At 72.4% G+C, this 14716-nt stretch carries 15 protein-coding genes; 8 read left to right on the forward strand and 7 right to left on the reverse strand.

Annotation, left to right across the window (positions count from 1 at the left end):
- Positions 1–586 (reverse strand): HAD family hydrolase (locus tag MXD58_RS07820; protein WP_250609151.1); only part of this gene is annotated, 586 nt, incomplete at its 3' end.
- A gap of 114 nt (positions 587–700) precedes the next feature.
- On the opposite strand from MXD58_RS07820, the gene MXD58_RS07825 reads away from it, so the two are divergent.
- The 7 genes from MXD58_RS07825 to MXD58_RS07855 all read left to right on the forward strand — a co-directional run bounded on the left by MXD58_RS07825 (position 701) and on the right by MXD58_RS07855 (position 7693).
- On the forward strand, positions 701–1822 hold the full coding sequence (locus MXD58_RS07825; protein WP_248837985.1) for a TIGR03364 family FAD-dependent oxidoreductase: 1122 nt from the start codon (positions 701–703) through the stop codon (positions 1820–1822).
- A gap of 322 nt (positions 1823–2144) precedes the next feature.
- Positions 2145–3338: an ABC transporter substrate-binding protein gene (locus MXD58_RS07830; RefSeq protein ID WP_248837984.1), complete on the forward strand. Its 1194-nt coding sequence runs from the start codon at positions 2145–2147 to the stop codon at positions 3336–3338.
- A 1-nt stretch (position 3339) separates the two neighbouring features.
- Positions 3340–4284 carry an ABC transporter permease gene (locus MXD58_RS07835; RefSeq protein WP_248837983.1) on the forward strand — a complete coding sequence of 315 codons (945 nt, stop codon included), beginning with the start codon at positions 3340–3342 and terminating at the stop codon, positions 4282–4284.
- Positions 4272–5153, forward strand: coding sequence for an ABC transporter permease (locus MXD58_RS07840; RefSeq protein WP_248837982.1), 882 nt, complete (start codon positions 4272–4274; stop codon positions 5151–5153). Before MXD58_RS07835 ends, MXD58_RS07840 begins: the two co-directional genes overlap by 13 nt.
- A complete protein-coding gene (locus MXD58_RS07845; protein ID WP_248837981.1) occupies positions 5146–6540 on the forward strand; it encodes an ABC transporter ATP-binding protein in 1395 nt (464 codons plus the stop codon). Before MXD58_RS07840 ends, MXD58_RS07845 begins: the two co-directional genes overlap by 8 nt.
- Before the next feature lie 55 nt (positions 6541–6595).
- Positions 6596–6913 (forward strand): hypothetical protein, encoded by a 318-nt coding sequence (locus tag MXD58_RS31660; protein ID WP_248838008.1) that lies wholly within the window; start codon positions 6596–6598, stop codon positions 6911–6913.
- Between the two features lie 432 nt (positions 6914–7345).
- Positions 7346–7693, forward strand: a complete 348-nt coding sequence (locus MXD58_RS07855; RefSeq protein ID WP_248837980.1) for a helix-turn-helix domain-containing protein — start codon at positions 7346–7348, stop codon at positions 7691–7693.
- A gap of 155 nt (positions 7694–7848) precedes the next feature.
- Here the strand turns inward: MXD58_RS07855 and MXD58_RS07860 are convergent, their stop codons facing one another.
- Positions 7849–8232, reverse strand: a complete 384-nt coding sequence (locus tag MXD58_RS07860; RefSeq protein ID WP_248837979.1) for an ATP-binding protein — start codon at positions 8230–8232, stop codon at positions 7849–7851.
- A gap of 374 nt (positions 8233–8606) precedes the next feature.
- Here MXD58_RS07860 and MXD58_RS07865 point away from each other — a divergent pair, with 374 nt between their 5' ends.
- On the forward strand, positions 8607–9038 hold the full coding sequence (locus MXD58_RS07865; RefSeq protein WP_248837978.1) for an Hsp20/alpha crystallin family protein: 432 nt from the start codon (positions 8607–8609) through the stop codon (positions 9036–9038).
- Between the two features lie 419 nt (positions 9039–9457).
- Here MXD58_RS07865 and MXD58_RS07870 read toward each other — a convergent pair whose 3' ends face one another.
- From MXD58_RS07870 to MXD58_RS07890, 5 genes are all read right to left on the reverse strand, one after another.
- Positions 9458–9946, reverse strand: coding sequence for a universal stress protein (locus MXD58_RS07870; protein ID WP_248837977.1), 489 nt, complete (start codon positions 9944–9946; stop codon positions 9458–9460).
- A gap of 1 nt (position 9947) precedes the next feature.
- A complete protein-coding gene (locus MXD58_RS07875; protein ID WP_250609152.1) occupies positions 9948–11402 on the reverse strand; it encodes an MFS transporter in 1455 nt (484 codons plus the stop codon).
- A gap of 365 nt (positions 11403–11767) precedes the next feature.
- On the reverse strand, positions 11768–12316 hold the full coding sequence (locus MXD58_RS07880; protein WP_248837975.1) for an SRPBCC domain-containing protein: 549 nt from the start codon (positions 12314–12316) through the stop codon (positions 11768–11770).
- Positions 12317–12323: 7 nt separating this feature from the next.
- Complete coding sequence (locus MXD58_RS07885) at positions 12324–14162, reverse strand: fatty acyl-AMP ligase (protein ID WP_248837974.1); 1839 nt, start codon at positions 14160–14162, stop codon at positions 12324–12326.
- Positions 14159–14716: thioesterase II family protein (locus MXD58_RS07890; RefSeq protein ID WP_284678032.1), on the reverse strand; the 558-nt coding region annotated here is incomplete at its 5' end. The genes MXD58_RS07885 and MXD58_RS07890, both read right to left, overlap by 4 nt.

Raw genomic sequence — 14716 nt, forward strand, 5'->3', positions numbered from 1 at the left:
GGGCCACGTCGGTCACGCCGGTCCGCTCCATCGCGCGGAAGATCAGGTACGGCGCCGGGCGGCCGGTCGGGACGTCGTCGGCGCACACCACGGCGTCGACCACGCCGGCCTCCCAGCCGAGTGCGGCGAGCAGACCGTCGACGACCTCGCGGTCGAAGCCGGTGGTCAGCGCGACCCGCACGTCGGCGGCCCGCAGCCGAGCGAACGCCGCCTCGACACCGGGCAGCGCCGTCGGCGGCCGGTCCCGGTAGGCGCCCGCCAGCCGGACGCGGAAGTCCCGGTACACCGTCTGGACCTCCGCCGCCGACGGCTCGGGTCGACCGGGTGCCGCCAGCAGGGCGGTCACGGCGGCCCGCTTGTCCGCGCCCATCCACCGTTCGAGCGCCGCGGTCGGGACGGGCACGCCGGCCGCCTCGACGGCGTCGCGTAGCGCGGCGTACACCGCGCCGTGCTCCTCGATGGTCGTGCCGGCCATGTCGAGGGCGACGAGATCGAAGCCGACCACGGCGGTGCCGGAGCTGGTGTTGGAGCCTGTGACGGCGGCGGCGGTGTCGGCGGTGTCGGCAGTGTCGGTGTCGAGGCGCACGTGTCACACCCTCGCCGGTGCCGCGCGACGCCGTGACCAGCGGCGGATGAACAGCGGCGGAAATTCCGCGCCGCTGGTTGACCGCCCGGTGGGCCGCTGGCGATCGTCGCCGCCATGACGACAAAGCGTTACGACCTGGTGATCGTGGGGGCGGGCATCGTCGGGCTGGCGCACGCGGCGGAGGCGGTGCGGCGCGGGCTGTCGGTCGCCGTCGTCGAACGCGACACCTTCGCCCGCGGCGCATCCGTGCGCAACTTCGGCCACGGCTGCGTGAGCGGCCAGGCCGGCACCGCGCTCGCCTACGCCCGCGTCGCCCGGGAACGCTGGCTGGAGCTCGGCCGGCAGGCCGGGTTCTGGGCGGCGCCCACCGGCACGGTCGTCGCCGCTCGCGGCGGCGACGAGCTGGCCGTGCTGCGCGAGTTCGCCGCCGACGGTGAGGCCCCGGCGGTGCTGCTCGACGCGGACGGGGTGCGCGCCCGGGTGGCGCTGCGGACACCGGAGCTCGTCGGCGGTGCCTGGCTGCCGTGGGACGTGCGGGTCGACCCACGGGCGGCCGTGGGCGCGCTGGCCCGCTGGCTCGCGAAGCAGGGCGTCGACGTGCGCTGGGGCACGTCGGCGGCCGGGGTGTCGGCGGGCACGCTGCACACCAGCCGCGGGGACCTCGCCGCCCCGGCCATCGTGCTCGCCACCGGCCACGACCTGGACCGCCTGTTCCCCGACCTCGCCGCCGGGGTGGACCTGCACCGCTGTGAGCTGCACATGCTGCGGGTCGCCGCGCCGGGGGGCGCCCGGTTCGAACCCGCGGTGCTCACCGGGCACTCGATGCTGCGCTACGCCGGCTTCGCGGACTGCCCGTCGCTGCCGGCGCTGGCCGACCGGCTGGCCGCCGAACGCCCCGACCTCCTCGCCGTCGACATGAACCTGATGTTCACCCAGCTCCCCGACGGGGACCTGATCATCGGCGACACCCACGCGCTCGCCCACACCCATCCGCCGTTCGCCGCGGAGGACATGGACGATCTCGTGCTCGCCGAGACCGCGGGGCTGCTGGGCCACCCGGTGGCGGTGCTCGCCGTGCGGGAACGCTGGCGCGGGTACTACGCGTCGGCGCCCGGGCGGGAGTTCCTCGTCGCCGCCCCGCTGGCCGGGGTCCGCGTCGTCACCGTCACGACCGGCATCGGGATGACGACGTCACACGGCCTCGCCGCCGCCGTGCTCGACGACCTGCTCGCCTGACGCGTCGGACCCAGCTCGCCGCGGACCCAGCTCGCCGCGGAGCCGGATCGCCGCGGAGCCGGATCGCTCGGACCGGGATCGCCGCGGGCCAGGATCGCCGCGGACCGGGACCGTCTCGGACCGGGACCGTCTCGGACCGGGACCGTCTCGGACCGGGATCGTCTCGGACCGGGAAGTTCGCCGTCGACGCCTCCACCGCTCATGTGTCGGACACCGGCCGGTAAGCGGGTGGCGCCACCGTTGCGCTGGCGGTACGGCATACCGCCTGTACTGCGCAAACGCACCGTGGGACAGACATCCACAACGTGGACATGGGGGGCATGTGAGCACTGTGGGACTGGGCGGGTGGCGTCTCGCGCGCACGGGTCGGCTTCGGCTGGCCGCCGCCGGGACGCTGACGGTCGTCGGACTGCTCGCCGCCGCGTGCGGCAGCGACTCGGCGGACTCGTCGAAGGCGTCGGGGAGCACGGACACCGGTAAGGCTAAGACGGCGACCTCGGCCGCCGCGGCCGGCGGCCTGGACGCTCTCGTCGCCGCCGCGAAGGCGGAGGGCAAGCTCAACGTCATCACCCTGCCGCCGGACTGGGCGAACTACGGCGAGATCATCGCGAAGTTCTCCGCCACGTACGGCATCAAGGTGACCAGCGACAACCCTGACGGGTCGAGCGCCGACGAGATCACCGCGGTCAAGCAGCTACGCGGCCAGAGCCGCGCGCCGGACGTGCTCGACCTGGGGAACTCCTTCGCCCTGCAGGCGGCGAGCGAGGGGCTGATCGCGCCGTACCAGGTCGCCACCTGGAAGGACATCCCGGACAGCCTGAAGGAGTCCGGCGGCCAGTGGTTCAGCGACTACGGCGGCTACGTCTCGATCGCCTATGACACGAAGGCCGTCAGCCCGGCGCCGAAGTCCTTCGCGGACCTGAAGAACCCGGCGTACAAGGGCAAGATCGCCATCAACGGCGACCCGACGCAGGCCGGCGCCGCCTTCGCCGCGGTGTTCGCCGCGGCGCTGGCGAACGGCGGCTCGTTCGACGACATCCTGCCCGGCGTCCAGTACTTCGCCGACCTGAAGAAGAGCGGCAACTTCATCCCGGTCAAGGGCACGCCGGCGACGATCGAGAGCGGCCAGACGCCGATCATGATCTGGTGGGACTACCTGAACGCCTCCGCCGCCGACAAGGCGAAGGGCAAGGTGGACCTCAAGCTCAACATCCCGTCGGACGGCGTGTACGCGAACTACTACACGCAGGCCATCAGCAAGACGGCGCCGCACCCCGCCGCCGCCCGGCTGTGGGAGGAGTACCTCTACTCCGACGAGGGCCAGAACCTCTGGCTCAAGGGCCGGGCCCGACCGGTGCGCCTCGAGGCGATGACCACGGCCGGCACCGTCGACAAGACGCTGCTCGCCGCCCTGCCCGAGGCGCCGAAGGACACCCGCTACCCGACCCAGGCCCAGCTCGACAAGGCCAAGCAGGTCGTCAACGACAACTGGGCGAAGCTTGTCGGCGGCGCCTGAGATGAGCGTCGCGGACGCGCCCGCCGCGTCCGCCGGAGCCGGGGAGGCCGACCTCCCCGGCTCCGGACCGCGCGGCGTGGCGGAATGGCTGCGTGGGACCGGGCGCAACGGCTTCGCGCTGCTCGGGCTGGTGCCCTTCTTCGCCTACACGGTCGTGTTCCTCGGCCTGCCCACCGCCTCGGTGGCGATCAACGCGTTTCGCACGGCGCACGGCACGTGGACGCTGCACAACATCTCGCTGAGCTTCGAGGGCATCTACCGGGACGCGTTCGTGACCAGCCTGAAGGTCGCGCTGTGCACCTCGGCGATCGGCGTGGTGTTCGGCGGACTGTTCGCGCAGGCCGTCCTCTCGACGCGGCGCAACACGGTGCTGCGCCGCGTCGTCACCACGGCGTCGGGGGTGTTCGCGAACTTCGGCGGGGTGCCGCTGGCGTTCGCGTTCATCGCGACCCTCGGCACCACCGGGATGGTCACCCGGATGCTGCACGCGCTGGGCTTCGACCTGTCCTCGACCGGGTTCTCGCTGTTCACGTTCAGCGGGATCGTCGTCGTCTACACCTACTTCCAGGTGCCGCTGATGGTGCTGGTCATCACCCCAGCGCTGGAGGGGCTGCGGCCGCAGTGGCGGGAGGCCGCCGAGGGCCTCGGCGCGTCCGCGGCGTCGTACTGGCGCCTCGTCGGCCTGCCCGTGCTGGCGCCGGCGCTGCTCGGCTCGTTCCTGCTGCTGTTCGGCAGCTCGTTCGCGGCGTACGCGACGGCCTGGGCGCTGACCAGCGGGACCGTGCCGCTGGTGCCCATCAAGATCGGCACGCTGCTGTCCGGCAACGTCATCACCGGGGGCGAGAACCTCGGCAAGGCGCTCGGCTTCGAGATGATCGTGGTGATCGCGGTGGCGATGGTCGGCTACGTGCTGCTCACCCGGCGGGTGTCGCGATGGCTACGCTGACCGGCCCGGCGGCGCCGCCGCTGCCGCCTACTCCGACGGCGACGCGGGCGCTCGCGGGTGCGGGCCGCGCGGTCCGGGCGGGCTGGTGGCGCTGGACGATCTTCGCGATCGCGGCCGTGTACTTCCTGGTACCGCTGATCGCCGCGTTGGAGTTCAGCCTGCGCGGGCGCGACGGGCACCGCACGATCGGCGCATACGGCAAGATCCTGTCCGAGCCGGAGTTCGGGTCGGCGCTGTGGTCGTCGGTGAAGCTCGGGCTCATGGCGGTGGCGATCACCCTGGCACTGCTCGTCCCCACCATGACCCTCGTGCACCTGCGCTTCCCGAAGCTACGCCGGGTGATCGAGACGATCACCGTGCTGCCGTTGGTGATCCCGCCGGTCGTGCTCGCCGTCGGCGTGCTGGGGGCGTTCCGGACCGCGCCGCAGTGGCTGATCGGCACGCCGACGATCCTCGGCTTCGAGTACGTCATCCTCGCGTTGCCGTTCGCCTACCGCGCCCTGGACGCCGGTATCGGCGCGGTCGACCTGCGGACGCTGGTCGAGGCGTCGCGCGGCCTCGGCGCGGGGCCGGTCACCGCGCTGTTCCGGGTGGTGCTGCCGAACCTGCGCACGGCCGTGCTGTCCGCCGCGGTGCTGACGCTCGCGCTGGTCCTCGGCGAGTTCGCGATGGCGAGCCTGCTGCTCTGGGACACCTTCCCGTCCTGGGTCGTGCACATCGGTGCGAGCGAGGCGGATGTGTCCGTCGCCGTGTCGCTGGTCGCCCTGGTGCTGACCTGGCTGTTGTTGATGGTGCTCGTGACCCTCGGCGGCCGCCGCGGCGGGCGCGCGTTCGTGGGCGTACTGACCGGGGGGACAAGGGATGAGTGAGACCGTGGCACGGCCAGCGCAGGACGTGCGGGCGGACGCGACGGGGCCAGGCGAGCTACGCCCGGTCACGGTCGGCCCGACCGGCAAGGGCAGCGCGACGGGCGAGAGCAGCGGGACGGGCGGGGCCCGGCCGGGTCGCTGGTCCAGAGCGCGCGCCGACGGCGCAGCGCGCACCGGGCTCGACCCGCGCGCCGAGGCCGTCGGCATCGAACTGCGGGACCTGCGCCGCAGCTACGGCGACGTCACCGCGCTCGACGGCCTGTCCGTCACGATCAACCCGGGTGAGCTCGTCGCCCTGCTCGGCCCGAGCGGGTGCGGCAAGACCACCGCGCTGCGCGCGCTCGCCGGCTTCGAGCGCCCGGACTCCGGTCAGATCCTCGTCGGCGGCGACGACATCAGCGCCGTGCCGGCGAACCGTCGCGACATGGGCATGGTCTTCCAGGCGTACAGCCTGTTCCCGAACCTCAGCGCGCTCGACAACGTCGCGTTCGGCCTGCGGCTACGCCGGGTGAACCCCCGGGCCCGCCGCCAGCGGGCGACGGAGCTGCTCGAGCTCGTCGGCCTCGGCCACGCCGGTCGCCGCTACCCGCATGAGCTCTCCGGCGGCCAGCAGCAACGCGTCGCGCTCGCCCGCGCGCTCGCGATCGAACCGCGGGTGCTGCTGCTCGACGAGCCGCTGTCCGCGCTGGACGCGCAGGTCCGCGCGTCGCTGCGGGACGAGATCCGGTCGTTGCAGACCCGTCTGGGCATCACCACCCTGTTTGTCACGCACGACCAGGAGGAGGCCCTGTCACTCGCCGACCGGGTCGGGGTGATGCGCGCGGGCCGACTCGAACAGCTCGCCGCGCCCGAGGTCGTCTATGCCTGGCCGGCGACGCCGTTCGTCGCCCAGTTCGTCGGCACCGTCAACCGGCTGCCCGGGCGCACCGTCGCCGGCGACCTCGTCGAGGTCCTCGGCCAGCGCCTGCCCGCGGTCCAGCTCGGCGACGCACCCGCGAGCGGCACCGCCGCGGTGGACGTCGAGGTGCTGGTCCGCCCGGAGGCCGTCGTTGTCACCGCCCGCGCGACAGGCACGGCAGCGGGAGCCGTCGACCCGACGCCGCAGGACCCGACGGCAGCCACCCGGCCGGTGCCCATCACGACGACGGGCGCCCTCGGCCAGGTCCGGCAGCGCACGTTCCGCGGCGCCGTGACCCGCCTGCGCGTGGACCTGCTCGGACTGACCGCACGCGGCACCGCGGTCGGACTCGACGGCGAGCCCGCCAGCGCCACGATCGTCGCCGACATCGCGACCGCCCAGGCCACCGGCCTGCACCCGGGCAGCGACGTCCTCGTCACCTTGGCCGACCGTCCAGTCCTGGTGAGCGATCCCGCCGCCGCCCACTGAGCAGGGTCGCCTGCGCGGCCGCCCCTTCCAGCCCGACGCCCCCTTCGGGCGCATCCTGGCTGCCTGCGGCGGGATCTTCGTCGCCGGTTCGCTGCTGTGGAGCGCGGTGGCCGACGGCTGCCCACAGCTTCGCCATCACCGGCGCGCTGATCTGCCTGACCGGCAGGTCCCTGACCAAGTTCGCGCCGCGCGGTCACTGACCGACCCACTCGATTCGCAGCGTCCGGGTCGCACAGGGTCCGCAGGCCCCACTCGATCACTGCCATCCGCGGCTCGCGACCCGATCCGTGCCGCCCGCGCGCGTCACAGCGGACCGGATCACCACAGGATCAGCGCCGACCCAAGGCTCACTACCAGAGCCACCGGAGGGTAGCTGTCTGCTGGGAGCCCGAAAATCTGTCCCCGCTGCACTAGACATCCGGCTCCACTCTGGGTACAGTTCCTCTCGTAGCCAAGAGAGTCCATGGTCGCGGCAGACAGGAACTGCCGCGAGCAGGACGGCGGCCAGGGCAGGCCGCCGAGTATCACCGCAACAAGTTCGGCAGAACCTAGAGGTGAACGACGAGGAGAGGGGAGCAGGCACCATCAGGATCGCCCGAGCGATGGGCACTCCCGCTCGGACGCCGCGCAGGCCCCGGATTGGAAGGTGGTCCCCGGTCACGCAGATGCGATCCCCGCACCCCCGCCCTCTCGGGTGGGCGGGCGGGTTCCAGTACCCGGTGCGTCTTGGCCGGTAGATGGTGGTGAACCCTCGGGGCCCGGTGCCAGATGGCACCGGGCCCCTCGACGTGTCCTGAGAGGCGCGATGACCCCTGAAAGCGCTAGCAGACCAGTCGACAGTTTCGACGACGACGACTACCCCGCCTACACCATGGGCCGCGCGGCCGAGATGCTCGGCACCACGCCGGCCTTCCTGCGGACCCTCGGGGAAGCCCGCCTGATCACACCGCTTCGCTCCGAAGGCGGCCACCGCCGCTACTCCCGCTACCAGCTGCGCCTCGCCGCCCGCGTCCGGGAACTCGTCGACCAAGGCACCCCCATCGACGCTGCCTGCCGCATCGTCATCCTCGAAGATCAACTCGCCGAAGCCCGGCAACTCAACCAGCAAATACGCGACAGCCAGCCGTCGCCCGCCGAAACCCCCGACGCGTAGTCCACCAGCAAGCGGACCACCAGCAAGCGGACCAGCCGGGATGTGGCCCCGCCCTTCGGGTAGCGGTGGTGGACGCGACGTCGCAGGCCAGCCGCCGTTGACCCGTGGCGAACACAGCCAGCGAACGGCCCCGTCCACGTGGCCGCCCCGCCCTCTTAGTCGAGTTCGACCCAGACGCGCTTGCCGTCGCCGTGCGTCTCGACTCCCCACCGGGCCGTGAGCACATCAACGATGTGCATCCCACGGCCCCGCTCATCGGAGTCGACGATCTCCCGAGCCATCGGCCGCACCGACGACCCGTCGGCTAGTTCCAGGCGCAGCACCTCATCGGTGACCCGAAGCTCCAGCCGCAGTTGCCCCTGTTCACCGGCGTGCTGCACGGCGTTGGTCACCAGCTCCGACACCACCACCGCGGCATCGTCAATCTGATGCTCATGGCCCCAGGCCAGCAACAACCCCCGCAGCACCTCCCGAGAAGCGCCCACAGAACGCGCGTCGAACGGGAGCTCCACACTGGCCGACCAGCCCCTGTCGCGCACCGCGGCCACCCCTCACCCGTCGATCAGGTCTCTCGCCGGCCGTCCTGCCCACCCAGGGACTCCACGAACCGTGCCCGCGGCCGGCCTCTTCGCGTAGCCCACCACCACGTCAAGCGGATCTTCACCGCTCCTTTCAAGCTAGCCCCCGCCGGCGCGGCGCTGGCCCGCGGGGCAGGCAGCCTGCTGTACACCTCGGGTCGGGTCGACACCGGACGGACTCACGGGGCGCCTCCTGGGATTCCGCTCGGACAGTCGACCGGGGTCTTGCCTCAGATGTTCTGCCGGTGCTATAAAAAATCTGGGTCAGACACCACAGATAAGTGATGACCCGACGCTCTTACAGACAAGATCGTGATCGTGGAGGTGGAGTTCCGATGTTGGTGCGCACCGACCCGTTCAGGGAGCTGGATCGGCTCAGCCAGCAGGTGCTCGGCACTCCGGGCACCGTGGCCCGGCCCAGCGGGATGCCGATCGACGCCTGGCGCGAGGGCGAGGAGTTCGTGGCGGAGTTCGATCTGCCCGGGGTGGACCCCGCCACGGTGGATCTGGACGTCGAACGCAACGTGTTGACCGTGCGGGCGCAACGTCCGGCACTGAAGGGGAACGGCGAGGTCCTGGTCGCCGAGCGGCCACGCGGTGTGTTCAGCCGCCAGTTGATCCTGGGCGACAACCTGGACACAGAGAAGATCACCGCCAGCTACCACGCCGGCGTGCTGACGCTACGGATCCCGGTCGCGGAGAAGGCCAAGCCCCGCAAGATCGCTATCGACACCTCCAGCGACGACCGCCGGTCCATCCACGCCTGAGCCGCGGCCGGGGCGGCCACCCGCGCCGAGACCAGCGCCGCAGGGACCACCGCGGACCGCCTGCCGTTCACACCCTCACCGATCCGGACCGCCGACTACCCGACGACTCCAACGGAGAGCCGGGCAGCGGGCGCCGCCCAACAGTCCGAACCATGACACCGAATCGCCGACACGCCGAAAGGAGACATAGCCACCACTCACGACCCCAAGAAACGCCCTTCATCACGTCGCTTCGCGCGCAGGTCTGGCCCCGGAGGCCCTGTCGGAGCCAGACCTGCCCCCGATAGGGCCAGGGGACGTGGCTCATGACCACCGACACATCGGCGTGTCGTACTGCCAGGATCAGGTGCGGCTGCGCCTGCCTCGACGGCGCCAACCAGCAAGCTCGGCGGCGGGGACCGCGGGTCCGGCGCCGCCCGTCAGCCGCGCTGGTGGACGACCAGGACGGAGCCCGGGGCGTGGGCGACGACGGAGGCAGCGACGCTGCCGAGCAGGTGGCCGACCAGGCCGGTGTGCCGGTGGGCGCCAAGGACGATGAGGCTCGCCCCGCGATCGGCCGCGGTGGTGACGATGCCCTTCCAGGTCGGCGCCGTCTCCGCGGTGGCACTCTGCGCGCGGAAACCCGCGGCGACCGCCAACGCCGCACCGCGCTCCGCGGTTTCCGCGGCGGCCTTTTCCACCTCCGCGGCATTGTTCGCGTCGAAGTGCTGCGGGACGGTCAGGGTGAAGCCGACGTCGGCCGGCTGCCAGACGCACAGGACGAGCGCCTCGCGCCCGGGTGCGAGCTGCGTGGCGGCATACCGGATCGCGTATTCGGCGACGTCCGAGCCGTCGAAGGCGAACAGGACCGGGCCGGGGGCGGCCGTCGGAGATCCGGGCCAGGTGGCCTCGGGTTGGGTCGATGTCATGTCAGTCGACGCTTTCCGGTACGCGAAGGTCCAGGTCCAGGTCGCTCAGGTCGATTCCGCGGACCTTGGCCAGCAGCGGCGGCGAGTACCAGGCCGGTTCCACGCCGGCGAGGAACGTGTCGAGGTCGGGGGTCTGCGGGCGGGCGCCGCTGAGCAGGTAGATGGTGATGCCGGTGCCGGCGCCGACGAGGGCCAGGCCGATGCCGACGAACAGGGCGATGTTCGTCCCGTCGTTGAGGTTGTCGCCCACCGTCGCCGCGAAGTGCACGAAGATCGGCGCGATCATGAAGGCGGCGACCGCGCGCAGCAGCTCGATGATGGCGAACACGCGCTGCAGGCTGGCCGCCGGCAGGGAGAAGCCGGCCACGAACAGGGCCGGGGCGACCGTGGCGCCGAGGCCGAGCCCGGTGAGCGCCGACGCGCCGAGCGCCAGCGGCTGGCTCGATGGCATCGCGAACCAGAACACCAGGGTTCCGACCGCGAGCAGGACCATGCCCGCCAGCGGCAGGTAGTGCATCGCGCGCCGGGAGATGACCACGCCGAGCGCGACCGAGGAGATCACCGCGCCGGCCAGCTCGGGCAGGTAGAGCAGCCCGACCCGCACCGGCCCGTACGACTGCGACAGCACCTGGGCGGTCAGCACCGTGGCGGACACCGCGGCCGCCGCGGCGAACAGCGCGATCGCCACGCCCGCGACGGGAATCGAGCTGGTCAGCATCGACTTGACCATCAGTAGCGGCCGCACGGCCCGGTACTGGTAGACGATGAGGGCGACGATCAGCGCCAGGCCGCCGACCAGCGGCACGATCACCTCGGGGTCGAGGAAGTCGTGGCTGGTCAGCTCGGCGGCGCCGAGGAAGGCCGCGACGCTGCCGGCCGCGGCCAGCCCGATCGCCGGCAGGTCCCGCGGCGAGTCGGGGTTCGCCGGCGGCGCGTCCTCGAACGTCAGCAGCACCAGCACCAGCGCCACCACGGAGACGCCGGCGACGATCCAGAACAACGGCCGCCAGGCGTTCGCGTCGGCCTGCACACCGCCGATGAACGGGCCGAGCGCCACCGCGCCGAAGATGCACATGTTCATGATCATTACCGTGGTGCGCAGCCTGTCGCGGGGGTAGCCGATCGCCAGTGGCGGGACCGCGGCGATCAGCAGCATGCTCGTCGCCAGGCCCTGCAACGAGTGGCCGACGATGTACATGGCCGCGTTCTGCGCCCCTGCCGTCAGCAGCGAGCCGATAACGAGCAGCACGGCGTAGCCGAGCAGCATCCGTCGCTGCGGCAGGTGCTGGCCGAGCTGGACGGCGACCACCGTTCCGAGCGCGTAGGCCGCGTTGCCGAGGCCGGAGCTGATGCTCATTGTCTGCGCGCTCATATGCAGCTGCTTGGAGATGATCGGCGCGAGCGGATCGAGCGCCGCCGACAGCGCCAGATAGGGAATAAGCGCAAGCATCACCATGGATGCGGTCGCCGCGTATCTACCAGCGAGAGGTCCTTGACGCATCAATACCTTCTGATCTCAGGCCTACGGAAATCCGTCGGGAGATCGAGCAGGCCACGCCCACCACCGGCCACCTGGACGAGGGCCGCCGGAAAGATGAGGACCGCCGGAAAGATTGCGCCTTCCCGGCGGGTGGCGTCCCGGCCCGCGCTGGCATTGCCCCAGCCGGTCTCCCTCTCTCACCCTTACGTGCGCGTCAGGTCGAGAAAAGGCCGCCGGTCGGACTGTGAGATTACTTACCAACAACTAATCATAAAGAAAACAGGGAATATCCAGCCCAGCGCTAGGGGAACGGGCCGCCTGGGTCACCGGCGGTCGTGGGCCTACCTCTCCGCGAGCCGTCCATCCGGGGCGGTCAGCGCCGCCTCCAGCCCGTTGAGCCGCAGCAGCGTGCCGCCGCGCAGGTGCGCGACATCGTCGGCGCCATCCCCGCGCACCACGAGGAACGCGAACTGCTCGGTCCAGGTCAGCGCCGTGCCCTCGGCGCCGGCGGCGAGCAGCTCGACCGTGACCAGCGACGCCCACTGGCAGACGTCGTTGACGACCGCCTCATAGGCGTACACGACGCGCCTGTCGGGCACCACGTCGAGGAAACGGACCCGGTTCTCCAACCGCTCGGCGCGCCCGCCCGCCGTGAAGGTGTTGCGCGCCAGGGCGCTTCCGCCGGGGCGCAGGTCGAGTTCCGACCAGGCGGTGTTCGAGGGACCGGGCAGGCGGGTCCACCGCGACCACAGTGCCTCCTCGGCGAACCCGGCGAACGCCCTCGCCGGCGCCACGGCGAGCACCCGTTCCACCCTGAACGACCCGTGCAGCACCGGTCGAGACTGCCCGGCCAGAGCCGGACCGGCCCCGCTGTCTTCTCCCACGCTCATCGGTCCATCATCCCTCGGCGCCGGCCGGGACGGCGGCCACGGTCGGCGCGGGAAATCCGGCGCCCAGGTAACGCCGGCGCGCCGCGGCCCGCATGATCTTGCCGCTGCTGGTCTTGGCCAGCTCGCCCGGCATGGTGAGGACCAGTTCGGCGAGGGACACGTCGTGTTCGCGCAGCACGGCGGCCCGGATCGCGGCGGCCACCTCGTCCGGGTCGAGGTCGGCGGCGGGGCGGATCTCCTGGACGACGACGACACACTCCGCGCCGTCCGGGCCGGGCACGGCGAAGGCGGCGACGGAGCCCGGGCGGGTCGCCGGGTGGGCCGACGTCGCGGTGAGCTCGATGTCCTGCGGGTAGTGGTTGCGGCCGCGGATCACGATCATGTCCCGGCGGCGGCCGGCGACGTACAGCTCGCCGTCGACGATCAGGCCGAGGTCCCCGGTGCGCAGGTAGCGGGTGTCTCCTTCGCCGGTGATGGTCGCGACGAAGGTGGCGGCGGTGGCGTCGGGGCGGCGCCAGTAGCCGGCGGTGATGTGCGGGCCGGCGAGCCAGATCTCGCCGATGTGGCCCGGTTCGGACGGTGCGGCGGTGTCCGGGTCGACGATGCGGACACCGCCCTCGGGTGGCACCTGGCCGGAGCCGGGCAGGACGCGGGCGTCCGGGCCCCCGGTCGGGACGTAACGCCGCTCGCCGAGGGCGCGCGGATCGGCGGCGATGGTGCGCGGGCCGCGTCCCGGTTCGCTGCCGGTGACCAGCAGCGTCGCCTCCGCCAGGCCGTAGCAGGGGTAGAGCGCCCCGGGGCGCAGGCCGTACGGCGCGAACGTCTCGGCGAAGCGGCGCATCGTCTGCGCGCGCAGCGGTTCGGCGCCGTTGAACGCGACCTGCCAGCAGCTCAGGTCGAGGACCGACCCGTCCGGCCCGGCCTGGTCGGGTCCGGGCAGGCGGGAGGCGTGGCGGACGCAGACGTCGAAGGCGAAGTTCGGGCCGCCGCTGCTGTACGCCCGGTAGCGGGAGATGGCGGTCAGCCAGAGCAGCGGCCGGCGGATGAACGTCGCCGGGGACATCAGGACGCCGAGCGACCCGACGTAGAGGGGGTGCAGGACGTTCCCGATCAGCCCCTGGTCGTGGAACAGCGGCGTCCAGCCGACCCAGGGCGCACTCGGGTCGTGCCGGAACGTGCGCGTGATCATCTCCTGGTTCGCCGCGAGGTTCCCATGGGTGACCATGACCCCCTTGGGGTCGGCGGTGGAACCGGAGGTGTATTGCAGGAACGCCAGTGCGTCGGCGGAGACCGGCACCGGGACGAACGCCGGCAGCGCGGCGGAGCCGGCGTCGGCGGTGACAAGGTCGGCGGTGACGAGGTCGGCGGTGACAAGGTCGGCGGTGACAAGGTCGGCGGTGACGAGGTCGGCGGTGACGAGGTCGACCGCGAGGGAACGCAGGCCGGGACGCAGCGCGGCGAGGGCGGGACCGACCGCGTCGAGCATCGACGCGACGGCCACCAAGGCGACGGGCTCGCAGTCCCGCACGACGGCAACCGTCGCCGCCTGCAGGTGACCGGCCCGCGGCGGGGCGACGGGCACCGCGACGACCCCGGCGTACAGGCAGCCGAAGAAGGCGGCGAGGAACGCCGGGCCGGTCTCGAACATCAGCAGCGCCCGCTGTCCCGGGCCGGCGATCCCGCGCAGTGCGCCGGCCACGGCACGGGCTTCGGCGTCCAGCTCGGCGTAGGTGCGGGTGTCGGTCTCGGCGCCGCGCTCGTCGAGGAAGACGAACGCCCGGTCGGTCGGCTGGCGCAGCGCGCGTTCCCGCAGCACGTCGGGCAGCAACGTGCCACCGGCGCTCATGACGACGCCCGCGTCGGCAGGGTGACGGCGGCGGTCGCCGCGGCCGGGACGGCTGAGGCCGCCAGCGTCTCGGCCATGATCGCCGCGATGGCGCCGCGGTGGTGCTGGTGGAAGAAGTGGCCGCCGGGGAAGGTGTGCCACCTGAACGGGCCGTCGGTCTCCGCCGCCCACGCCCGCACCTGATCGTCGTCGACCACCGGGTCCTGCGTTCCGTAGAAGGCGGTGATCCCGCAGCGCAGCGGCGGGGCCGGCGGGTAGTCGTACTCCTCGGACAGTTCCAGGTCGGCGCGGGCGACCCGCAGCGCGTAGCGCAGGAACGACGGGGTGCGGGGCATCGCGCCATCGGTCACGCCCATCGACTCCAGCGCGTCGGCGAACTCCGCGTCGGGGTAGCGGTCGATGCGCGGGCGGCGGTTGGGCTGGTGCGGGGCGCGGCGGCCGGAGACGAACAGGTGCACCGGCGGGGTGCCGGCGGCGCAGAGCGCCCGGGCGAGCTCGAAGGCGACGAGCGCGCCCATGCTGTGCCCGTACAACGCCACTGCGCCGCGCCCGGC

Origin of the sequence: Frankia sp. AgKG'84/4, from assembly GCF_023242965.2 — a bacterium.
GTDB lineage: Bacteria > Actinomycetota > Actinomycetes > Frankiales > Frankiaceae > Frankia.